The organism is Pseudoalteromonas sp. C12FD-1 (assembly GCF_037414265.1).
Lineage (GTDB): Bacteria > Pseudomonadota > Gammaproteobacteria > Enterobacterales > Alteromonadaceae > Pseudoalteromonas.
Genome location: NZ_JBBEVD010000063.1, coordinates 36,803 through 58,310, shown reverse-complemented (window position 1 = coordinate 58,310; position 21,508 = coordinate 36,803). Strand labels below are relative to the sequence as shown.

Here is a 21,508-nt window from a genome sequence, read left to right as displayed (position 1 = left end):
AAAACGCGACCCTATTTTGCTAAAGGGTCGCGTTTTTCATGCGTTATATAAACTACAGCAAATTACATGCTCTGTGCGTAGTTATATAGTGCCTTTAAAATGGTCAGGTTCTTTTCGCTGTCGTCGTGCTCATGCGCCAAGTTTTCAAGAGTGATCATAAAATCTTGTGTACTTATTGAGGGTTGATCTTCCCCGTGCATTAGCTTGTTTTGGCAATACTGACGCCATTGGTCAAGCTCTTGCTGGTTTAGCGTTTCAGGCCAGTTTCGTGCACGGTATCTAAACAGTAATGTATTGAACTTTTTATCTTCAAAATCTAAATTTAAGCCAGCGAGTTCCTCTGGTTTAGCATCGCGAATAATCGCAAATTTAGCTTTGTCGGCATGGCTTGTAAAACCATCGTAAAGTAAGTAATCAACGTTAGTAGTCGCGCTGTAATCGCCTTTTTCGTTAAACACCTCAGTTACTTTATCGCGAAGCTCGGTATTGGCTTTTAAAATAGCTAAATTAGCGAGGCACTGCTCACGGTCAATGCCTAAACGGGCTGCGTTTTCAGGCAATAACGTTTTAGCAGGCGCTAAAATAGGGCACTTATTTAAATGCACCAGCTTTAAACCCACAGGTAAATCGCCCTCGGCTAAATCAATGCGTTTGGTGTATAAACGCTTACGCAACTCTTCTACGTTTAAATCAATGAGTACTTGCGGGTTTTGGGTTAAATCAAAACATATAACGGCGTTTTTATTTCCCGGATGAAAGCTCATAGGTGCTACCCACGTAGTACAGCCTTGCGTTGCAGGAATACGCGATGATGTGTGTACCAGCGGCGTCATGTTAAATACATCAACTAAATCGCCAAGGGCTTTTTTATTCCGCAGCCCAAAAAAGAAGTTATAAAGCTTTGGTTGTTTTTCTTTTATAAGTTTAGCCAGTGCAATAGTGGCAGTTACATCGCTTAGCGCATCGTGCGCAGCGGCGTGTTCAATGCCATTAGCTACCGTTAAATGCTCAAGCTTAAAGCTCGGGCTGCCGTCTTCTTTTAACGGCCATTCAATGCCCTCAGGGCGCAGCGCATAACATGCACGTACTAAATCAATAATATCCCAGCGGCTGTTATTGTTTTTATACTCACGCTCGTACGGGTCGTAAAAGTTGCGATAAAAGCTATAACGGCTTACTTCGTCATCAAAGCGAATACTGTTATAACCAGCCACACAGGTGTTTGGCGCACTAAATTCGGCATGAATTTTTGCAATAAACTCAGCTTCAACCAAGCCTTTTTTCATCGCCACTTGTGGTGTGATACCGGTAATTAAACATGCCTCAGGGTGCGGTAAGTAATCCGCTTGCGGCTTACAATATTCAATAAGCGGCTCGCCAATTATATTTAAATCAAGATCGGTACGAATTCCCGCAAACTGGCTCGGCTTATCTTTTTGAGGGCTCGCCCCCCAGGTCTCATAATCGTGCCAGTATATCGTGGGTTGGTTTTCGTAGTATGTTGGTTCGCTCATTTAGTCTTTCAGCCCTTATATAATGCGGGTTTTTAACGTGCTTTTGTATACTGCTGTATTCTTATGTTTATTGCAATATGCACATTGTGTGTATAGTATCGTGTATAAATTTTTTGCTAACTGTGTATAAAAAATTAAATGGCGATAAGTGACACCAAATTAAGAAAGCTGCTAGATAAAAATCAAACACCGTGCGTATTATCGCATAGAGATAGTTTAAGTGTAAGAGTATCAGCCAAAGGCACAATTACATGGCAGTACCGTTGTCGAGTGGGTGGCAAACAAGTAATAATTTCACTTGGTCGTTACCCGGGGCTAAGTATAAAAGAAGCGCAAGAATACATTCCTCATTTTCAAAACTGGATAAGCCAAGGAAAAGACCCACGCATAGAACTAAAATTAATGCGCAACCAAGCCAAGGGCTTGCCAACCATGGCAAAAATAGCAACCGACTGGCTAAATAAAAAAGTACCCGAGTTAAAACAAAAAACCCAAACTTTATACACAAACCAAGTGGGCAAATGGATAGTGCCGCTTTTAAATGATGAAACAAAACCACTCGACCTAATGACCATTAAAGACTGGTTCAACTATTTTGACGATATAAAAGCACAAGGTAGTGCTAAAACTGCAGGCACAATACTGGTACGAATAAAATCAATAATAGGCTGGGCTGAAAAACGCGGCGAAGTAAAACCATTCAACCCAGTACTAACCTTAAATGTAAACGACGTAGGTGAACAAGCATCAATAGGCCAGCGCGTAATGCGCTTTGATGAAATAGCAAAAATGTGGATACAAATAGAAAGCTCAAAAGCCACGCCAGCAACCAAAGCATGTTTGCAGCTAATTTATATAACAGGCGCTAGGCAATCAGAAGTTCGCTTGGCTAAATGGGAGCACTTCGACTTTGCCAACAACATATGGACCGTACCACCCGAAAACTCAAAAACCAACAAAGCAATTCGTAGGCCCATATCTAAAAAAATGCACAGCATATTAAACACACTCGCCATGGTGTATGGTAAAAACGGCTACCTAATACCAGGTAACAACCCACAAAAACCAATGACCACGCACAGCATAAACCGATATTGCTGCCGAATGTGGGATCACCTATTTACTAAGTATAAAATGCCCAAGTTCCTGCCACATGATGCCCGCCGATCACTATCAACATTACTAAGTGAAAATGGTGTCGCACCACACGTAACCGAAAAAATGTTAGGTCATACCATGCGCGGAGTAATGGCCGTATACAATAAGCACGACTGGATAAAAGAACAGGCGCAAGCTTACGACCAATACTGTCAGCTGATTGAAGATGCAATTAAAAGTGAACTTAATAAAGCTGTATAAATCCCCAGCTTGTTAAAACCTGAACGAAAAATTAATCTATACCTTTGTAACATTATGGAAAATATAAGGATAAGGCATGTCAAGAGAGTCAAAGCACGTAGTTAAATTTAAAGAGTCGCACCTTAAGCAAAATGAAAAAGTAATTGCATGGAGTGAAGGTTATATTGGCAGCGCAATGGGAAACGGTAGTGATAGGCAGCACAATGGTGTTTTGCTAGTAACACCAGAGCGAGTAGTATTTTACCGAAAAGGCATAATGGGTGAAGTGATAGAATCAGTACCATTAAAAAACATTAATTCATTAGAGCGCCAATCAGGATTAATGAAACACACAATATTTATTTACAGCTCAGGTAATAAAATAGAATTCAAGAGCGTGAATAAAGCAGATAATGAAAAACTAGTAACAGAAATTGAAAAAGCACAAGAAAACGCAGGCAGCGTACCAACAAAGCCTATAGCAAGCGCAGAAACAGCAGAGCCAAAAGAAGACGTATATGAGCAGCTTAAAAAACTCGGAGAACTAAAAGAGCTAGGAATATTAAGCGAACAAGAGTTTAACGATAAAAAAGCAGTGTTAATGCAAAGAATATAATAACTAAAAAGCCCGCATTTAGCGGGCTTTTTTTGTGTCTGTTTTTTATCAGTAATTAGCTAAACATATAGCGTGCGGCAGTAAGGCCAATACCAACGGCAGAAAACACAATACCAACGCCCCAAATAAGCATTTTAACTTGTAGTTGTGGGATCATGACCTTGATATCAGTTAAGTCTTTTTTTATGTCTTTAATATCAGCTTTAACATCAGTCATATCACGTTTAATATATTCAACGTCTGATTCAAGTTTTGCAATTCTGCTTTCCATATCTCCACCGCCACCGTTGCCTGACCTGTTTTTTATACTATCACTAATTTCAGATAAATGCGTAACATTAGCTTTCATTATCACTTCCTTCAAAATCCATTTTCTTAATAAGGAAAGCTGCATTTATAGTCTGCTGACTAGAGCAATTCTCACAAATAAGTGTATAAACAGGGAATGAGTAGCTTTCTAGTGCATTACTGGTATTGATATACATAGCATCCTGCAAACTAATTGATGGAAAGTTATCCTCTGTAGCTAGAAATGTAAGCTTGCCTGTTTTGCAAATAGGGCATAAGGCGTTGTTAGTTCGCTTGTTGTAAAACTCACTTATCTCGTCAACAGGGACTTCAGCATAAAGTTTAATTTTAGTTGGTAGATTATCCATTGTTAAAGCGCCTTTCCTGTAAATATAACTTTTCCAACTAACGTGCAATTACCATTAATTGGTATAAGTTGTTCAGGCCAATTGGGGTTGGCGGCTTTTAAAAACTTTTGGCCGCTTTCAATTATTAGCTGCTTAAAGGTTGCTTCGTTATTATCGTCTAAACGAGCGACCACATAAGAACCGTGTATGCACTCAGCTTCAGGGTCTACAAATATTAAATCACCGTCATAAAATTTAGGTTCCATGCTTACGCCTTGCACCTTCAGCGCAAAGGTTTTATCACTGCATTTTACGGGGCATAAGTAACGGTCGGCTTCAAACTCGCGTATCTCGTTTATTTCAGACCACGCACCTGCTTGCACCCAACTGATTAATGGCACCGACGCTTTAAGTGTTGGCCCTGGTGCAACGTTACTGTTTTCGTTTTCACCAATTCCAAACAGTAAAAACTCTGGAGCACAATCCAAAGCATTGGCTAATGCCTGTATGTTTCGTGGGTTTTTTGTAGTGCCGTTTTCAATTTTTTGAAGTGACTGCTGAATGATCCCTGCTTTCTCAGCAAGCTGAACTTGAGTTAAGTTTAATTCTTTTCTTCTTTTTTTAATTCTTTTTCCAATACACATAAATATCCTTATTACTTATAAAACAATGAAATACATAAACTAAATAGTACAAACGTTACTATTTAGGACAGTATTACTGTTTTTAACGGTGTTGACAAACTGTTATTGTCAGTATTTAATACTGTTATAAACAGTTTGGAGCTTGGAAATGAAAGATTCTCACATCAAAAAAGCAGTAAAAATTATTGGAGGGCAAACAAAGCTCGGTAAAGAGCTTGGTGTGTCTCAAGGTTCTGTTTGGGATTGGATTAATAAATTTGGCCAAGCCCCAGCGAAATACATACCGCGTATTTCAGAACTAACAAACGGTGAAGTAACGGTACATGAATTACTGGCCGATCATCAAAAAGCAAACAAGGACGATGCAGCATGAGCACAGAGCAACAAATAATCTTGCTAGACATTCACCCAGACGCAAAAGCCGTGTTGTTTGCACTACTGCAAGAAAACAACCAGCTACGCGCTGAGCTTGAAGAGCAAAAAGACCGCCTAGTAAAAACCGACGAAGCCTGCGAAGTGCTTGGGTGTGGCCGTGCAAAAATGTGGAAACTTGCCAAGCGCGAAGACTTCCCAAAGCCAGTGCAGTTTGGCAAAACCAACTACTACCGCATTAACGAGCTAATCGCGTTTAGAAAAAGCTACCAACAGCAAGTTAATAACTAGGAGCAAAGGCAATGAGCACATACAAAATATTTAACCAAGCCACGTATAACGCATTACCTAACTTAGCCGCCAAAGCTGAGTATTTACTTACGTGCCAAATAAGCACCAAAGAAGCCGTTAATTGTCAATCAGTTGAATTTGAACCGTGCTTACAAGCCGTTGTTGGCGAGTTGCCATTACCTATTTACTGCCACGGCAACGAAAACCAAACCATACAAAAAGCCGTGTACTGGTTAAAAACGCAAGCCCTATCTAAACCACAACATGCACAAGGAGTATAACCATGGCTAATGCACTTGTTAAACACACCAATAACGCACAACCAGCGCCATTAAAAGCAGTAGAAGGGCGCCACATACCAAAAGGCCTTGCCGAAATAAAAGCGCTAATGGGTAGCGAACGCCACACACCAGAGTACGTATATACTAAAGTGTTGAGCGAGCAAGAGCGAACAATAGTGTGTTTTGCTGCAGGCCTAAAACGCCATGATCTTGAAAAAGGCTTTGCCAATTTTAACGCCGATACTCGCTTAAAAATTCACAAAGCCATTTTGCAGTTACAAGAACTGGTTAAAGCATTCACCGATGCCAACGCCATGGCTCCGGCTAAGTTTTTGCAAAACGCCCCGCGTGAAAATACCAGCACCGACTATTCACACTTAACCGTTAGTTCACACTAAGGATTGATCATGAGCTCAACTAATCGCGGAACCCAGCGCAATGCAGATGATTACTACGTAACACCGCATTGGCTAATTGAAGATTTTTTAGCAGCATTTAGTGAAAACTGCCGCTTTAACTTTGACGAACAAACATACCCAAGAATACTCGACCCAAGTGCGGGCGGGTGTGAGCAATATCCAATGAGCTACCCAACCGTATTAGAAAAGCACGGCTTTACTATTGTTGATAGCTGGGATATTCGCGAAGACTCACGTGCTCTTATTAGAGGTTGTGATTTTTTGAAAACGAATCCAACGCCAAATTATCACGACGTAATTATCACTAACCCACCGTTTAACGTAGCGCAAGCGTTTACAGAACATGCCCTTGAAATGGTTCCTAATGGCGGTTTGGTCATTATGCTGCAACGCCTTAATTGGTTAGGTAGTCAGAAGCGCAAACCCATGTGGCAAAATCTGCCATTAGCGGCGGTTTATGTGCATAGCAAACGCCCAGGCTTTGACCCGCAAAAGCCAAGTAAAACCGATTCAACCGAATACGCCCACTTTGTATTTTGCAAAGGCTACGAGCTAGCCCCCGAACTTTTTGTAATTTAACCCCAAGGACACTAAAAAATGAACACAATCAAAGACCAAGATCTATCTAAAAAACAGTTAATACTAAATATTGTTTTACACACTATTGAGCAAGTAAATTTTACAATTCGCCTTTTAAACAAGCGTAGCACTGTACACATGCTAATGCAGTGCGAAGACACGCTAACCGACTTGCTACCAATCGTAAAAATGATTGCTGACGACGACGTTAATTTTGAAAGCGTTTATAGCCAAATGAGCATTGCATTAAATGCTGTGCAAATTGGTGGCGAGCCAATGGAAATAGAGCTGTCAAAATGAGCATATGGCCCATTGTAAACTTTGATGTATGTAAAGCGGCTTTAACATTGGTTAAGGCCGTTGACGACATTGACCACCGCACAACATTAGTAAACGGCCTTGGCCGTTTTACTGCGTACAGCCAATATAAAATGGTTAAGCAGTACCTTGCTAAAATTACCCCACCGAGTGATGCCTGGTATAAAAACGAGCCCATAAACCCAAGCGAAAAAGCAAACGCTTGGCTTTATGATGAGCTTAAAAGTATTGAACACCGCATTGATGTAACAAACTTAAAAATAAGTGCAGCCGCTAAAGCCGCGCTTAAAAAAGTGCATAACAATAATATTCATAATTACATTGTAAAAGACATTATTGAAAGCGGCCGCGCACCTAGCATACAAGCCAGCTTTGTGCGCCAAACAGCCCGCAATATGGAATTTGCACACAAACAACGCAACGTAAAAAAGCCACAACCTGCCCCAAGCCAGCATTTACAGCAGCAGGTTGGCGAGCAGGTGTCTAAATCGGCTATGTCGGTTATTAATGCAATTGATGACGCAGAAGAGGTCGAGTTTGTTTACGACTGTTTAAGCAAAGTGCCTAAACCGCTGCAAATGCGTGTAGCTAAGCGCTTTATTGATAAATACAGCGCCAACCTTAAAAACGCAGGCCAAACACAAAACGAAACAAACGCGCAATATAACGAGCGGCTCATTAATGCCAGCCGTAAACATTACGACTTTACAGGCAACAACACAGCACAAAGCAAAGCACAACTTACCGTAACGGCAATTCGCAAACAGCAAAAAGCAAACAGCTGGTTACGTCGTACAGTAAAAACATTAGCGCCACGCTTAAAAATACTTAAGCACATTACCGACACCATGCCATTACCTTGGCACATATTAGCCAATGCCGATAAAACCAAAAAACATGCAAATGTATTGGCAATGCAAGTGGCCGAAATTATCGCCGACCTTGCAAAAGAGCAACCCTCGTGGGATGCAACCGATATACACGCAAGCGTTAACGAATACGCCGCACAATTTACGGTGCAATTACAGTTTGCCGAAAAGGGCGATTACTTAACCGTACCCGATGCCGAAGTAGCGCTTTTAAAAGCGCAAGATCATAAATGGTGGGCGCGTAAGCTTAAAACTATTCGTAGCCGTTACCTTGAGCACCTAGAAATTGCCACCGGTGAAGTGGGCCGCGATTTATTTACCAGTACCGATAAAAAAGGCGCTAAAACCACCAAGCGCCGTGGCATAAGTGCGTACTGCTCTAAACAAGCCGTGGCCGAATACACCACAAACCGCGAACGCGGCCAGCGCTACCTAGAAAGCCTAGAATTAGTAAACGAACAAAGCGATGTTATATCGCTAATGAAAGCGGTTGAAGCAGGCGTTGCCAACCCAGAAAACATGCGTAACGAGCTAATGCTACGCATACGCGAAACCGAAGAACTCGCCGATGAAATGGGTTACACAGGTGGTTTTTATAACATTACAGCGCCTAGCCGTTTTCATGCAAATTCACGTAATTGGGATGGCTCAACCCCAAAAGATGCAAGTAATTATTTAAATAAACTTTACTCACAAGCACGCGCTAAATTAGACCGCGAAGAAATACCGTACTTTGGTATTCGTGTAGCTGAGCCGCATGCAGACGGTTGCACTCACTGGCACATGCTTTTATGGATGCCAGCACGTTACTACGACAAAGTTAACCACATACTACGCCGCTACTTTACCCGCGACGACCGTGAGGTATTTTTTCAGCGTTTTAAAAACCGCAAAGCATTACGCGCACGCTATACAAAAGCGCGCCGTATTTGGGGTTTAAATAAATCAAAAGGTATTTACACCCGCGAACCTAAAAAAGACTACACACCAAGCGGGCCACGTTATACCGCCATTAAAATGTTACCTGCTACCGTAGATAAAGACGGCAAAAAAACAGGCGGGGCAGCGGCTTATGTTGCTAAGTATGTAAGTAAAAATATAGATGGCTTTGCACTGGCAAATGAATACGACGCCGAAACAGGCGAAAAGCTAACCCAAGCGGTTAACCCGGTTAAAGCATGGGCCAGCACGTGGGGCATTAGGCAATTCCAGTTTCAAAAATCACCTTCTATTACCATTTGGCGCGAGTTGCGCCGAGTGCGCGAAGAGGTACAAGGCAACGAGCAATTAGAACAAGTACGCCAAGCCGCCGACAAAGGCGACTTTAAAACTTTTGTTACTTTAATGGGTGGCTTTGGTATTGGTCGCGATGCGCGCTTTAAACCTGCCTACCAGCATACCGAATACGGCAACCAATACGCCGAATTTACTAAAACCCTAAAAGGCGTTGAAGACACCTTTGGGCTTTGTACGTTAGTGACTCGAGTTCATACCTGGTCTAAGCAAACCATAGGCACCGCAGCTAATAACAACACCACCGTAATTGGTGGGCAGGATGCTAACAACGTCGGCACAGCCGACCTATCTTGGACTAGTGGGAATAATCGTACGCCTTTAGCTGTAGGGCATACAGACGAATTATTGCTAGATATGATCGGTTTTACAAAAAAACAGATCGCAAGCGTTAAGAAGGATCTGTTAGCAGGTAAGCGGGTTAAAAATAACGGCCTTATTTACCTAATAAAAGACGGCCATTTAGTCACATTAGACGAAAAAGCGCAGCGCCAAGAGCAGCGCCGCCTAGCTATTGACGAAATAGCCCGCACCGAAGCCAAAAAAGCCACCCCAGCAGACGAGCAAACATCAGTACCGTGTAAAAATAAGATCAGTGACTTTACCCCTGCACAAATAAGCACCCTTAACCAAGGCGGTATTGTGGTTATTGGTAACCGCGTTTACCACCTGCAAGAGCGCGAACTGCACAGCTTTGAAAAGCTCGATATGGAAAAACCTAAAAAGCAAATAACGCTAAACCCAACAGAGCAACAAATTGCATATGCCCGTGAGCTATACGACTTAGCAACAATGTATGCCGAACTTGATGGCCGAACCGCGCCATCAAGCACCCAATTTAAACACGGTCACGCTGATGTAATTGGCGACCTTGAAATGGCTAGGCTTGTTCTAGCTGGTGAAGCATCAGCAATCAGCGATAACGATTGGTGGTCAATCGACTTAATGGCGTAGGAGAAAATATGACTATTCAAATTTCAAAAGTACTCATGCCAAAGGCATGTATTAGTTGCCAGGCGTTTTGCCCAAAAGGGTATGCAGAGGATCAGCACAGCCCATTTATTACTAAATTCGATAAGCCCGCGCCTAAAACCCAATACGGCCAATGCGGTAAAACCGATAACAGCGTATTTGCCACCGAAATTTGCACCGGCTATCGGCAAGAACCTAACGCCGATGTGTTTGCAGTAACCAACAGACCACAACCAAAACAAAAGGAGAACAGCCATGGCCACAGGTAAAGTAAAAGCGGGTGACGTTTTCAACAACTGGACAGTATTAAACGAAGATCGCCGCAACCGCGGGGTGCAGCATTTTATGTGTAAATGCGTATGCGGTACCACTCGCGTAGTACGAAAAGATAACTTAGGCCTAGTTCAAGGTTGTGGCTGTGAACGTAAAATCTATAAAGCTCGCACTGGTGAAACTAAACCACGCACTAAAAAAGCGCGCATTGTGTCACCTAAAACAGTGAGCGCCCCTGCAAAAATACCGCACCACGAAAACCAAGAACCACGCCCACAATATCAGCAGCGCAGCAAATCAACCCGCGAGCTGTTAGAAGAGCGCTTAGCACAAAAGCAGTTAGAAAAAGAATTAAGCGAATTATGGTGAACCATGAAACCAACCGTTAAGCGCCGCAACTGGGTATTTCACTCAGTTGTTAAACCAAAGCAAAGCGAGCAGAAAAATGTCAAATAATCAACTAACCCAAAAGCAAGAACTTGAAGTAGCAGCAGACGTAATTGAGTACTTAAAAGGCCGAGGAGTTGAAGGTATTCAAGCTGCATGCATTTTAAAAACATCAGCTACACATATTGAAAACAGGATAGCAGCTCAAGCATTTTTCAACGCGCTGCAAAAATCATTAACTTAACGATGCAATTAGTTATTGAATAAACTTGCAAACCTATCAAATCCAGCTAAGTTTAAAAGTGCCGAAAGGCAAATAGATTTTCATTTGTAAACCCACATTTGTGGGTTTTTTCATGCCTGTAATAAAGTAAGGGCTAAAGGCCAATAAGTTCTAATTGTTCTTCACGCGGTAATGTTTTAATTAATGAAGCGGCTAATTGTGCGGTGGTTTTACAAGGCGGGTTTAAGAAGTGATCAAACGATTGGGTAATACGAAACGTAGCCCCGCATTCTTTAGTATTAGTACACGAACAATATAAATTAACAACATGGGCGCTTTGCTTTTCGCGTGATGTAACTGTTGCTTTAGCTTCGCAATTTGGACAAGTAACCCGCGCCATAATATTCACCAATCGTTAATAAAAACACACTGTTATTATATACAGTGCTTTTATGCATAACAAATAAGCATTTACAAATAGTGGGTATAATTCTAAAATAAATTAATTATCACTTAAGTGATAAATAATTTAAGGGTTTTACATGCAATATTTATATAAAGGATCACAAACACAAGAGCGATTAAACTTGTTATTTGCTATGTGTAAAATTAAAAGCGACGACATAAAAGCCGCAGCAAGTGATCATCTAGTAAAAGGGCTAAGTAAAAACAACGCTGCACTGTTAAATAACGTGCCCGCGCCAAATTTATCGCGGGCATTAAAAACCTTAAATACCTATGCCGAATTAGTCGAAAAAATTAAAGAACACGACGCCTCACCAATCCAATATTAAGCACTCGGCTCTAAATCAAAATTAAGCTGCAACTTACTGCCTATTTCAGGGTCGCGCGCTACTTCATCCATCATTAATTTAATAAGCGGTTTTGTCTCGTTTTTAAAATACATAGCATCGTATTTGGTCGGGTCGCCAAGGCCTGCATTGTTAGCTGGAATAATTCCCGCTAAGCCCGGCGGGAAACGGTGAGCATTTAATATATCTTGCGCCGATACGTTTTTAACGTTCATGAATTCATCTTTACTTTCAAAATTACCCACGGGTATTATTTGTAAGCCTTTTTCTTTACCGTTGGGTATGTTTACAAACAGCGAGCGGAAGTTACCCACGCCTTTACTGTCTTGTATTTTTTCTTTTATATCGTCTTCAATGTCAGGGTCTAAGTTAGGATCAGTCGCGTACATAATAAAGCCCATGTGCGCGCCGTTTAAAAAGTATTTACGGCGGAACAAGGTCGCGTCTTCATTTAATAACGTAGCCTGTAAACCACCTAAGTAATCGGCTAAGCCGTACACTTGTTGCACTGGGTCGTACTGGCGAACCCAAATAATGTCGCGCTTTTTATATTTTTTAACTTGGCTATTGCGCTCAAGCACCACTGCGCCACCATCACCGCCAACGCGGGTACGATAACTAGGCAGCGGAAACAGCCTTACAATTTGCCCAAAACCATTGCGTATTTTAAGTAGTGCCACATCACCAAATTGCACCAGGTTTAAAAAGCCTGCTTGCACTTGCTGCGCACTCATACCACCACTAATAAAACGACTTGCTGCCATATTGGCACGGCTTTGCACTATGCCGCCGTGCTGGGCATTTCGGCGGGTTAAGTTGGCTAATAAATGGCGGTCTACAGGTGGTTCCCAATACTGGTCGGTATCGTTATAAAATAGTGAGTCATAATCGGTTAGCCACATGTCGGGCATTACTTGCTCAGGCAAGCCAAACACAACGGGCGCATTTTGTTTTGTTGATTGCTGGGTTAACTGCTCAGCGTTTTGGTCTAATTCTGCATGGTCCATCGTGATTTTCTCTTATGTGCATGGTTAAGGGGTTCGTTAATAACAGCGTGGCTAATAGCAAAAAATACGTCTGCATGGCCTATGGTGTTATCGCGGCTGGCTTTAAAGGTTATGGCGCCGCCCGAGTCGGTACTGGTGCGGCGTATTGAAAGGCAGCTCATAGCAATGTCTTTATGGGATGCATCCCATTCAAGTCGGCCACCTTCAATAAGGTCTATCATTTTAAGTACTAAGCGGGTTTTACTGCCCACGCTGTAATGTATGGCGGTGGCTTCACGTGGGTACAGCGTGCTTATTGAGTCAAACACCCCCGCGCCAATGCCTGTGGTATCTACACCAATATAAGTAACGCGGTATTTGGCATAAATTTTTTGAATTTCACTCACATGGTGCGAAAAGTTCATACCGCGCCAATAGTGTTTTTCAAGTATTCTGAATTTTTCACCGGCTTTTTCAGGTGGGGCAACCACCACTAAAGCGGCGTTATCGCGGGTGCGCGAGGGGTCGTAACCCAGCCATACCTCACGGTTACCAAATGGTTGTGCGGCATTGGGTTTGTGATCTTGCCAGCGGGTGGCATCCACCATGGCTTTTTCAAGGTCGCTGAATTTAAATATACTGTCGGCATCGTCCACAAAAATGCACATAAACAGGTTATTAAAATCATCAGCGTTGTATTCGTCGCGCAACTCGTCAATGTCGAACAACTCACAGCCGCCGCGCAAAGCATCTTCAATGGTAACTACAAAGCGCCATTGTTTATCGGGGCACAGCCTGCCGTTATCGCGTAATTCATCAAAGCTGGGAAACTCAATCTCTTCGCGTTCGGCGCGGCCTTGTCGCCAATGATCACCCGTCCAAAACGTATAAGCAGGGTGCGCTTTAGTCGATGGGGTTGAAAAATACGTTTTACGCCACTTTTTGTGCGTGGCCATTGCGCTGGCTAATTTGTTTAGCTCGTTAAACTTACCAATCCAAAAGTACTCATCTACATATACATGGCCGTGGTAACTTTGTGCGGTTTTGCTGTTAGTACTTAAAAAGCGTAATTCGGCATCGCCATGGGCGGTGTGTAAAGTAATGGGGTTACCGGTTAGCTCTATTTCAAAAAACTCTTGCGCAATGGCAATGATATAACTGCGGAATACCTCAGCTTGAGCGCGACTCGCTGAGAGGAATATTTGTGGGTCGCCATTTAATACAGAATCTTTAAACGCTTCACCCGCTGCGTAATATGTAAAACCAACTTGGCGGCTTTTTAAAATATTACGAATACGCTGATGCAAATTTTCGTGCATCGTTTTTTGGTATTCAAATAACGAGTCGTACCAGGTGCCAAAATCCTCAGCGGTTAAATGACTAACATCATTTTTACGCTTACGGCCTTTGCTTTTTTTACTGTCGGTACCGCCGCGATTATTGTTTTTATTACTGGGTTGGTTTGTGCCGTGGGGTTGCTCTGCCTGCGCTGCTTTTTCTTGCTGGGCGCGTTGCTTTTTAAGCTTCACATGCTTTTCTATTAGCATGTCGAGCTCTTTTATTTGGTTGCCTGTTTTATCGCTTACATCGGTAAGTATTAAAATGCGGCGTGCAATAGCTTCGTCTACGTCTTCCTCGCGCAGCATATCGCGCCAATTGTATTTATCGGCCCAATAGTAAATAACACGGTTATTTGGTAACCCCAGTTCCGCGCGTATTTCGTCGGGGGTATGGTGGCGCAAATAAAGCCGTTTTGCTGCTTCGCGTATTTCAGATGAATAAGCCATTGCTTAATATAAGTGCTCATATAATTGATAAGTGAGCACAGTGTATTGGTTTACAATAAGCTTATAACCGCTTAAAAACCCTCATGTTTCCTAAAACCTCAATCTAGGAATTTGTAAAAAGCTAACCAATGTATTCAGCCTTTTTTTATGGCTATGCTGCGTTTAAATATTAAGTAACGCGGTAAGCAAGTAATGGCAAAGCAATCAGGTTGGGTAATTGCAGCAACAGAAGGCGCAACGGTAGACGGTCGAACCATTTCAAAAGAATGGATTAATCAAATGGCCGCATCGTATTCACCTGACGAATACACCGCGCTTATTTGGCCTGAGCATTTTCGTTCAAGCTGGGGCCCAAGCGAGGGTAAAAACTGGGGCACCGTTGACGAAGTAAAAGCTGCTAAACAAGGTGGCAAATTACGCCTGTTTGTAAAAATCACCGCTAACGACTACCTACTAGCTGCCAACAAAGACGGCCAAAAGCTGTTTATGTCGATTGAGCCAAACCCCGATTACAAAAGCGAAGGGCGCTGCTACTTACAAGGCCTTGCCGTTACCGACTCGCCAGCCAGTTCAGGCACCAGCCGCTTAAAATTCTCTATTGGTGATAATGAAGCTGATCACGAATATAGCCAACTCGAAACGCTACAACACAGTGACTTTATTACCACCGATAGCGAACCAAGCAACCCCACGCCAAGCGATAAACAATCAAAATTTATGAATTTGTTTGCCCAAATGGCAAGTCTATTTTCTAGTGATCAGCAGCCAGCCGATCAGCAAGATGAAATCACCGAGGAAGACACCATGAAACAAGAACAGTTTGACGCCCTAATAGGCAAGTTTGAAGGAATAGAAGCCAAGGTGACTGACCTTGAAACTAAATTCAGCAAGCCTGAAGGCGAAGAAACCCCGCCAGTTGAAGAGCCAGAAGACGAGCCAGAAGGTGATACACCCGCAGCAGGCGTAACCGCTGAGCAATTTAGCCAGTTAATGGAAAAAATGGACGGCTTTAGTAAAAAGGTAGACGGCATAGAAAACAAATTTAACGCCCTTAGCCAAGAGCAAAGCGGCCAAGAGCCTGACCCAGCAGGCGGCGAAACCGTAGACCTGGTTTAACCAAACGCATAACCACGTTTACCTTTATTAATGCATAACAGAGCGAGATAACGCATGCAATTAAATCAAATAGCCGCTGGGTTTTTAAAACAATACTCAGCGCAACTAGCTAAATCATTTGGTGTTGAAGACGTAACTAAACAGTTTGCAGTAACAGCACCAATGGAAACCAAACTACGTTCCGCGCTTTTAGAGTCGGTCGAGTTCCTGCGCATGATCAGCACTATCCCAGTCGATCAGCTAAGTGGCCAAGTAGTAAAAGTAGGTAACTACGGTATTGCGACAGGCCGTAAAGCCGGTGGCCGTTTTACATCGGAACAAGGCGTTGGCGGCTTTAAATACCAGCTTACAGAAACCGATTCATGTTCAGCGCTTCCATGGGCGCTTTTGTCTGCATGGGGTAATGCCGGTAACCAAAATGAGTTCATGAAAAAAATGAATGACAACGCAACGCACCGCTTTGCACTCGATATGCTGCGCGTTGGTTTTAATGGTACATCAATCGCCGCTACATCAGACCCAGTTGCAAACCCATTGGGCGAAGATGTAAACAAAGGCTGGCATCAAATTGTTAAAGAAGAATCGCCTGATCAAATCATGACAGACCCAATTTACTTTAACCCAGATGCAACACAAGCGCTTAAAGATGGCGAATACAAAACGCTAGACGCCATTGTTACCGAGCTTAAAAATACATTTATTCACCCATCATTACGTAACGACCCGCGCCTAGTGGTGCTAGTTGGTAGCGACCTTACGGCCACTGCCCAAACCAAGTTAATGAACCAAGCTGACAAGCCAAGCGAACGCGTGGCCGCACAGCAAATGGATAAAAACATTGGCGGCATGCGCGCCTACACGCCGCCGTTCTTCCCGGGTAAACGCATTGTAGTAACGATGCTAAGCAACTTGCATATTTATACGCAGCGCGGCACATCACACCGTAAGTCTGAAAATGTTGAAGACCGCAAGCAGTACGAAGACAAGTACTGGCGTAACGAAGGCTACGCACTCGAAGAGTTTGAAGCGTATGCAGCCGTTGACGAAAGCGCCATGAACATTGGTGCAGCACCAGACGCTTAAGCGCGATTGGAAAACGCATTGCTAGGCCTAACCGCCTAGCAATTAACTCATTCATTAAAAGGTAAACGCCATGAGTGCCATTGCTAATTTTAAAAAACGCCGCCTAGCTTCAAAAGCCAAAGGCGGAACCAAAGCAACAACGGGTAATGCGCAAATCACCATTACCCAACAAAACACCGCGCTTAAATTGCTCGCGCAGTTGCTAGGTTGCGACGAATCAAAAGCCATTGAAACCGCCCAACAATACGTTGACCAAAACATTAAATTTTTTGATTTAGGTTTTGATCCCGCCGCTGAAAGCGAAGGCAAAACCGCCTTTGCAGACGTCACCCTTGATGAAAAAGGCAGCATTGAAGACATTGATGTTTTCCCCGTTATAGATGCAACCGACGAGCTAAACGAAAGCATTAACAGTGCAAGCAATGCCGCAGGCGACATTGAAAGCGCCGCAGATAAAGCAAGCGATGCTGCCAGCGATTTAGCCTACCAAGCCGATGATATTAACGCCGCAAATAGCGCCTTGGCCGATACGGTTGAAGAGCTAAAAAAGCCGTCGGCGGCGCCAAAATCCTCCAATTCAAAGAGCAAAACCAAGCCAAAAAACAGCTCGAAAAAGTAAGCTTAACAGGCAAAGGGCAATACGCCCCAAGCCTGCACTTACAGCTCATTGAATTAGAAGACGACTTAAAGCGCTTAAAAAGCTTTGTAACTCGCGCCGACAAAATAGCCCACAAACGTGATGTGTTATTGCCAAAGTGGTTGCCAATAGTTGACGAATACTTGAATAAAAAGGGTAAACAAAATGAAGACAATCCTATTTTTGCTTATTGCACTGTGTGGTTATTTGATATTGGCGACCTCAGCCGTGGCATTGAGTTTGGCTTTAGAGCCATTGAACTCAATCAGCCCATGGCTAGCAGCATACGCCGCCAGTGGCCTGGTTTTATTGCCGACACTGTTTTTGATTGGGCAGACACCCAAGCTGAAAAAGGCAACAGCATTGAACCGTATTTTGGCCAAGTGTTTAAGTGCGTTGCGAACACGTGGAAATTACCTGAGCAACTTACCGCTAAGTACTACAAGTTTGCGGGCCTTGCGTTACTGCGCAGCAAAAACGGCGATGTTTCGCCATCGCATGTCGGCGACGTGCAAAGGCTCCAACAAGCAGATGGCTACTTAGCCAAAGCCGCAGAGCTACATAAACACGCAGGCGTTAAAACAGTACGAAACAAAATAGCCATGAGATTAAGAGCCATTGCCGAGCTAAATGCTCAGTAATAGCCATTACTCCCAACCCTCCAGTGCACTAGCCGAGCGTTTAACGGGCGATCGTTAATAACCGCGTCGACGCTAACTGCACTGAACCTAATTTATTGAACAAGGTATGCGGTATGTCATTTGGATTTGAAGCAACAGCACAAAACAGCATTGAAATAGATGCTGCAAGCGGCTGGCCAGCGCTAAGCACTGGCGAGTTTCGCGATCATCGACGCATACCAGAGTTTTACGAAGAAACGGTAATAGCCGACTCATTAAACCGCAGCGCACTAGAAGTACAACAGCAAATACTTAAATACATTATGAAAGACAACACGGACGTTGCTTTCACCCAAACAAACGGCGTACCTAACTTTAACGATAAACAGCAAAGCGTTTACCGTGGCGCAGTGTACGCCCGTTCGCATAGCGATTTAATGGGGTACTTTTCAGCGGTTGACCAAAAAGACGCAGGCAACAACAAAGCCGATAGCGTTGATCAGCAAGACGCCATATTAGCGCAATCAAACCGTAGCATTCGTTTACTGCTTGGCCTTGGCCGCGCAGGAGTGCACACGTTATGAGCCAAACCATTACCCAATTGCAGCAATTAACCGACTTTTTAAACTTAAGTTTAAAAGGCGCTATTCACACCAACAACATAGACGCCTGGCAAGAACGCGGCACACTAATTATAAGCGGCGAAGACAAAGGCCAAGACGGCTACGCAGTTGCTAAATGGAAACACACCGCCGTAATCGCAATAGAAAAATTCCCGCACCGTAAAGTAAACCCTTACAACTTACTTGCCATGGTGGGCGCATTTTTAATCGATAGCAGTTGGCCACGTGACGAATACGGCCTAGACGACCCCGAAATAGACATAGACGTAGTAAGTAAAGATAACGCCACCGTATTAATTGACGTGCAACTAATTGACGACATAGAGCTAATACCCGCCGACAACGGCCCTGTTTTATTTAACGGCGCGCGCTATTACGTATCGCTTGCGCCAATCAGTGTGGCCGAAGACGTAGACGTAAATATTAAGGGGCAATCGTGAGCGGCTTATATTCACCAATATTAGCCCAAGCAGGGTTTGCAAAGCGCAAAGCAGCTGTTGTTGTTGAGCAATGGGTAGCGCAGTTAGATAGTGCGACTCAGTATTGGCAGCTAACACCACCCATAGCACTCGAGATCGGTGATGAAATTTCATTTCACACAGCAAAAGATGCTGGAGCAGCCACATCTAAGCAGTGGTTTGCAAGTGGTTCAGGGCTTAGAATAAACGTTCAAGCAAACAATGCAATAGAAGAGGTCGGTGGAGATTTGTATCTTGACGGTGAGTTTGTAACTAATTACGTCACAAACTTTCCGACAGGCGGTATTGAACATAATCTTAGTTATATAATTACCAGCACTGATAGAACGCTGTCTACTTTAGGCGCTAGTGAGTCGGGGTTTGAAAAGCTCAGTGGTTACATTAAAAAATTAATCATAAAACGCAATGGCATTGTAATTCATGAAATCCCCCTAACTAACAAGGCCCAAGGAGCAACACAGCTTGCCACAGTCGGCAACGTCAACGCATTTATGCCAAATTACACAGATGCAGTGTGGAGGAAGCCATGAGAAACCTATACCAATTATACGCCTTTGTAACCGCTGCTGGCTGGGAACAGTCATTGTCAGTTCGTTGGCCCGACGCGCCATTAGTAGGCAACTATCGCTTACTCGTTTTTACAAACGAAGACTTACCCAAGCTTAAAACCGAATACTCAAGCGCAACATTTAAAACGCTAACGGCAGAGCAAACACTAAGCGCCATGCAAAGCAATGCAGTAGGCCCGTTTATTTGCGACCTAAAAACAGCCAAAGCAATAATAAACACCTTAAACCCACAGGAAGAACAGCATGCAATATAGGCCAAACATAAAACTGCAGCCAAACGTTGAAAACAATGTTTTTGAACTGTTAAACCAGCAAGCAGGGTTCGACCCGTTAACGCCAGGTGTTGCACTGCGCATTCAAAACAAAGCAGGTGTGCCTATTTTTGTACACGAAACCGACGGTCCAACAAGCTCGTTCGACGGTGGCGAAGGTATTTACTACACAGGTTGGACAACCGACACCGACGAAAACGCACCCGGTGTAAAAATTACCTTTAAAGGCACAAGCGAAATAACCGTAGGTGTAAAGGTACTTTAATGAGCCAAACAATAAGCAAGCTACAGCAATTATGTGACTACCTTTTCCAAGGTATGAACCCATACGTAAAAACTAACGATATTGATGGGTGGCAAGGTGGTGGGCAGTTAATGATCAACACCGAAGATTTAGGTCTTGATGGTTGCTTGTTAGCAAAATGGAAGTACGACGCAGTTATAGAAATTGAAAGATTCCCACACCGAAAAGTTAACCCTTATAACCTACTTGGCATGATAGCAGTTTGGCTAATTGAGGAAGATTCAGACCGTGATGACTACAGCTTATCAGACCCAGACTTGGACATTACGATTATCAGCAAAGATCACGCACAAGTAACCATCGAATTAGAACTGATTGACGATATTGAATTAGTGCCAGACGAACAGGGGCCGATTAGATATTTTGGTGAGCGTTACCGTATTTCATTAGTACCAATAAATATAGCGGAAAGCGCAGAGCTTCAAACCAAGGACGCTGATTAATGAGTATCAGCATTGAAGTCAAGGGCATCGAAAGTATAGACATGCAATTGGCAATGGCATGTATGCCAGCTAAAAAGCGGAAACGCTTCATGATAAGAGTCGGTAATGAAATAAGAACAAAATCAAGAGCCAATGCTAGAAAACAAGAGAGCCCTAAAGGAGAAAAATGGGCACCAAAGAAAAGTAAAAAAGGCGGGAAAAAAATGTTTAAAAAGCTGCCGCAGACGATAGCGGTAGATGGACAGCCTAATTATGTAAATGTGTATTTTTCCAGAAGGTACAAAGGGAGAAGCAATTTCCACTCGGGTGTTATAGCAAAAATGCACAATGAAGGAAGAACCATTACTAGAGATAAAGCAAGGCATAAAATGGCTATGCAGAATTATCAGGAAAGAAATGGAATCGACCAGAAATCACCTGCAACGGATGCCCAAGCTAAATTTATAGTAAAAATGAAAGCTACCAGATTTTATTCGCTTAAAGAGCAAAAAGAAGGAAATTTGGAAAAAGGTAAAACGCTGAGAATCACAAAAAAATGGGCGTTGAAACACCTTACGTTTGCCAAAGCTGGCGCAATAATTAGCTCATTACAAGGAAAAAAAACAAGTGGTTCGGGAACTTGGCAAATAAAGCTACCGCACCGTGAGTTTTTAGGTGCAACACCTGTAGATCAAAAGAAAATATTTGAACGTGTATTACAAGGTATCAACTACGGTTGGACAGTCAAAAAACAAGATATGAGAGGATAAACCC

31 protein-coding genes are annotated in these 21,508 nt (G+C 43.1%); 24 read left to right on the top strand and 7 right to left on the bottom strand.

Features of this window, described 5'->3' with window-relative positions; genetic code table 11:
• Nucleotides 1-62: 62 nt before the first annotated feature.
• A complete protein-coding gene (gene sbcB, locus WDB87_RS08820; protein ID WP_337849671.1) occupies nucleotides 63-1,514 on the bottom strand; it encodes an exodeoxyribonuclease I in 1,452 nt (483 codons plus the stop codon).
• A gap of 138 nt (nucleotides 1,515-1,652) precedes the next feature.
• On the opposite strand from sbcB, the gene WDB87_RS08815 reads away from it, so the two are divergent.
• Both WDB87_RS08815 and WDB87_RS08810 read left to right on the top strand, forming a co-directional pair.
• Complete coding sequence (locus WDB87_RS08815) at nucleotides 1,653-2,873, top strand: tyrosine-type recombinase/integrase (protein ID WP_337849670.1); 1,221 nt, start codon at nucleotides 1,653-1,655, stop codon at nucleotides 2,871-2,873.
• A gap of 76 nt (nucleotides 2,874-2,949) precedes the next feature.
• Complete coding sequence (locus tag WDB87_RS08810) at nucleotides 2,950-3,468, top strand: PH domain-containing protein (RefSeq protein ID WP_337849669.1); 519 nt, start codon at nucleotides 2,950-2,952, stop codon at nucleotides 3,466-3,468.
• A gap of 55 nt (nucleotides 3,469-3,523) precedes the next feature.
• On the opposite strand, the gene WDB87_RS08805 is transcribed toward WDB87_RS08810, so the two are convergent.
• The 3 genes from WDB87_RS08805 to WDB87_RS08795 are packed head-to-tail and all read right to left on the bottom strand — an operon-like array spanning nucleotide 3,524 to nucleotide 4,747.
• Complete coding sequence (locus WDB87_RS08805) at nucleotides 3,524-3,817, bottom strand: hypothetical protein (protein ID WP_337849668.1); 294 nt, start codon at nucleotides 3,815-3,817, stop codon at nucleotides 3,524-3,526.
• Nucleotides 3,807-4,124 carry a hypothetical protein gene (locus tag WDB87_RS08800; protein WP_337849667.1) on the bottom strand — a complete coding sequence of 106 codons (318 nt, stop codon included), beginning with the start codon at nucleotides 4,122-4,124 and terminating at the stop codon, nucleotides 3,807-3,809. Before WDB87_RS08800 ends, WDB87_RS08805 begins: the two co-directional genes overlap by 11 nt.
• A 2-nt stretch (nucleotides 4,125-4,126) precedes the next feature.
• Entirely contained in the window at nucleotides 4,127-4,747 is a 621-nt protein-coding gene (locus WDB87_RS08795) for a LexA family protein (protein ID WP_337849666.1), read from the bottom strand.
• Between the two features lie 148 nt (nucleotides 4,748-4,895).
• Between WDB87_RS08795 and WDB87_RS08790 the strand changes: the two genes are divergently transcribed.
• The 10 genes from WDB87_RS08790 to WDB87_RS08745 all read left to right on the top strand — a co-directional run bounded on the left by WDB87_RS08790 (nucleotide 4,896) and on the right by WDB87_RS08745 (nucleotide 11,045).
• Nucleotides 4,896-5,120, top strand: a complete 225-nt coding sequence (locus WDB87_RS08790) for a helix-turn-helix domain-containing protein (protein WP_337849665.1) — start codon at nucleotides 4,896-4,898, stop codon at nucleotides 5,118-5,120.
• A complete protein-coding gene (locus WDB87_RS08785; protein WP_337849664.1) occupies nucleotides 5,117-5,410 on the top strand; it encodes a helix-turn-helix transcriptional regulator in 294 nt (97 codons plus the stop codon). The genes WDB87_RS08790 and WDB87_RS08785 overlap by 4 nt, the downstream gene beginning before the upstream one ends.
• An 11-nt stretch (nucleotides 5,411-5,421) precedes the next feature.
• A complete protein-coding gene (locus WDB87_RS08780; protein ID WP_337849663.1) occupies nucleotides 5,422-5,691 on the top strand; it encodes a hypothetical protein in 270 nt (89 codons plus the stop codon).
• 2 nt (nucleotides 5,692-5,693) lie between these two features.
• Nucleotides 5,694-6,089 carry a hypothetical protein gene (locus tag WDB87_RS08775; RefSeq protein ID WP_337849662.1) on the top strand — a complete coding sequence of 132 codons (396 nt, stop codon included), beginning with the start codon at nucleotides 5,694-5,696 and terminating at the stop codon, nucleotides 6,087-6,089.
• A 9-nt stretch (nucleotides 6,090-6,098) separates the two neighbouring features.
• Nucleotides 6,099-6,689 (top strand): SAM-dependent methyltransferase, encoded by a 591-nt coding sequence (locus tag WDB87_RS08770; protein WP_337849661.1) that lies wholly within the window; start codon nucleotides 6,099-6,101, stop codon nucleotides 6,687-6,689.
• Nucleotides 6,690-6,707: 18 nt separating this feature from the next.
• Nucleotides 6,708-6,989 (top strand): hypothetical protein, encoded by a 282-nt coding sequence (locus tag WDB87_RS08765; protein ID WP_337849660.1) that lies wholly within the window; start codon nucleotides 6,708-6,710, stop codon nucleotides 6,987-6,989.
• The gene (locus tag WDB87_RS08760; protein ID WP_337849659.1) at nucleotides 6,986-10,123 is read left to right on the top strand and encodes a replication endonuclease; all 3,138 of its coding nucleotides are present in this window, start codon (nucleotides 6,986-6,988) and stop codon (nucleotides 10,121-10,123) included. The genes WDB87_RS08765 and WDB87_RS08760 overlap by 4 nt, the downstream gene beginning before the upstream one ends.
• Nucleotides 10,124-10,131: 8 nt before the next feature.
• Nucleotides 10,132-10,410 (top strand): hypothetical protein, encoded by a 279-nt coding sequence (locus WDB87_RS08755; protein WP_337849658.1) that lies wholly within the window; start codon nucleotides 10,132-10,134, stop codon nucleotides 10,408-10,410.
• Nucleotides 10,397-10,783: a hypothetical protein gene (locus tag WDB87_RS08750; RefSeq protein WP_337849657.1), complete on the top strand. Its 387-nt coding sequence runs from the start codon at nucleotides 10,397-10,399 to the stop codon at nucleotides 10,781-10,783. The genes WDB87_RS08755 and WDB87_RS08750 overlap by 14 nt, the downstream gene beginning before the upstream one ends.
• A 76-nt stretch (nucleotides 10,784-10,859) precedes the next feature.
• Nucleotides 10,860-11,045 carry a hypothetical protein gene (locus WDB87_RS08745; RefSeq protein ID WP_337849656.1) on the top strand — a complete coding sequence of 62 codons (186 nt, stop codon included), beginning with the start codon at nucleotides 10,860-10,862 and terminating at the stop codon, nucleotides 11,043-11,045.
• 133 nt (nucleotides 11,046-11,178) lie between these two features.
• On the opposite strand, the gene WDB87_RS08740 is transcribed toward WDB87_RS08745, so the two are convergent.
• Nucleotides 11,179-11,424 carry an ogr/Delta-like zinc finger family protein gene (locus WDB87_RS08740; protein ID WP_337849655.1) on the bottom strand — a complete coding sequence of 82 codons (246 nt, stop codon included), beginning with the start codon at nucleotides 11,422-11,424 and terminating at the stop codon, nucleotides 11,179-11,181.
• Between the two features lie 142 nt (nucleotides 11,425-11,566).
• On the opposite strand from WDB87_RS08740, the gene WDB87_RS08735 reads away from it, so the two are divergent.
• Nucleotides 11,567-11,818, top strand: a complete 252-nt coding sequence (locus WDB87_RS08735) for a hypothetical protein (RefSeq protein WP_337849654.1) — start codon at nucleotides 11,567-11,569, stop codon at nucleotides 11,816-11,818.
• Here WDB87_RS08735 and WDB87_RS08730 read toward each other — a convergent pair.
• Both WDB87_RS08730 and WDB87_RS08725 read right to left on the bottom strand, forming a co-directional pair.
• Entirely contained in the window at nucleotides 11,815-12,843 is a 1,029-nt protein-coding gene (locus WDB87_RS08730) for a phage portal protein (RefSeq protein ID WP_337849653.1), read from the bottom strand. The two genes, WDB87_RS08735 and WDB87_RS08730, sit on opposite strands and share 4 nt — an antisense overlap.
• Nucleotides 12,825-14,609 (bottom strand): terminase large subunit domain-containing protein, encoded by a 1,785-nt coding sequence (locus WDB87_RS08725; RefSeq protein ID WP_337849652.1) that lies wholly within the window; start codon nucleotides 14,607-14,609, stop codon nucleotides 12,825-12,827. Before WDB87_RS08725 ends, WDB87_RS08730 begins: the two co-directional genes overlap by 19 nt.
• Nucleotides 14,610-14,801: 192 nt before the next feature.
• On the opposite strand from WDB87_RS08725, the gene WDB87_RS08720 reads away from it, so the two are divergent.
• The 11 genes from WDB87_RS08720 (at nucleotide 14,802) to WDB87_RS08670 (ending at nucleotide 21,504) form a co-directional block, all read left to right on the top strand.
• Nucleotides 14,802-15,725, top strand: coding sequence for a GPO family capsid scaffolding protein (locus tag WDB87_RS08720; protein ID WP_337849651.1), 924 nt, complete (start codon nucleotides 14,802-14,804; stop codon nucleotides 15,723-15,725).
• 54 nt (nucleotides 15,726-15,779) lie between these two features.
• Nucleotides 15,780-16,808, top strand: a complete 1,029-nt coding sequence (locus tag WDB87_RS08715; protein ID WP_337849650.1) for a phage major capsid protein, P2 family — start codon at nucleotides 15,780-15,782, stop codon at nucleotides 16,806-16,808.
• Nucleotides 16,809-16,878: 70 nt separating this feature from the next.
• Nucleotides 16,879-17,427 (top strand): hypothetical protein, encoded by a 549-nt coding sequence (locus tag WDB87_RS08710; protein WP_337849649.1) that lies wholly within the window; start codon nucleotides 16,879-16,881, stop codon nucleotides 17,425-17,427.
• On the top strand, nucleotides 17,376-18,086 hold the full coding sequence (gpM, locus tag WDB87_RS08705) for a phage terminase small subunit (RefSeq protein ID WP_337849782.1): 711 nt from the start codon (nucleotides 17,376-17,378) through the stop codon (nucleotides 18,084-18,086). Before WDB87_RS08710 ends, gpM begins: the two co-directional genes overlap by 52 nt.
• Before the next feature lie 113 nt (nucleotides 18,087-18,199).
• Nucleotides 18,200-18,649: a head completion/stabilization protein gene (locus WDB87_RS08700; RefSeq protein WP_337849648.1), complete on the top strand. Its 450-nt coding sequence runs from the start codon at nucleotides 18,200-18,202 to the stop codon at nucleotides 18,647-18,649.
• Complete coding sequence (locus WDB87_RS08695) at nucleotides 18,646-19,128, top strand: phage tail protein (protein WP_337849647.1); 483 nt, start codon at nucleotides 18,646-18,648, stop codon at nucleotides 19,126-19,128. Before WDB87_RS08700 ends, WDB87_RS08695 begins: the two co-directional genes overlap by 4 nt.
• Complete coding sequence (locus WDB87_RS08690) at nucleotides 19,125-19,697, top strand: hypothetical protein (protein ID WP_337849646.1); 573 nt, start codon at nucleotides 19,125-19,127, stop codon at nucleotides 19,695-19,697. Before WDB87_RS08695 ends, WDB87_RS08690 begins: the two co-directional genes overlap by 4 nt.
• Nucleotides 19,694-19,990, top strand: coding sequence for a hypothetical protein (locus tag WDB87_RS08685; RefSeq protein WP_337849645.1), 297 nt, complete (start codon nucleotides 19,694-19,696; stop codon nucleotides 19,988-19,990). Before WDB87_RS08690 ends, WDB87_RS08685 begins: the two co-directional genes overlap by 4 nt.
• Nucleotides 19,980-20,273 carry a hypothetical protein gene (locus tag WDB87_RS08680; RefSeq protein ID WP_337849644.1) on the top strand — a complete coding sequence of 98 codons (294 nt, stop codon included), beginning with the start codon at nucleotides 19,980-19,982 and terminating at the stop codon, nucleotides 20,271-20,273. Before WDB87_RS08685 ends, WDB87_RS08680 begins: the two co-directional genes overlap by 11 nt.
• On the top strand, nucleotides 20,273-20,755 hold the full coding sequence (locus WDB87_RS08675; protein ID WP_337849643.1) for a phage tail protein: 483 nt from the start codon (nucleotides 20,273-20,275) through the stop codon (nucleotides 20,753-20,755). Before WDB87_RS08680 ends, WDB87_RS08675 begins: the two co-directional genes overlap by 1 nt.
• Entirely contained in the window at nucleotides 20,755-21,504 is a 750-nt protein-coding gene (locus WDB87_RS08670) for a phage virion morphogenesis protein (RefSeq protein WP_337849642.1), read from the top strand. Before WDB87_RS08675 ends, WDB87_RS08670 begins: the two co-directional genes overlap by 1 nt.
• Nucleotides 21,505-21,508 lie beyond the last annotated feature (4 nt).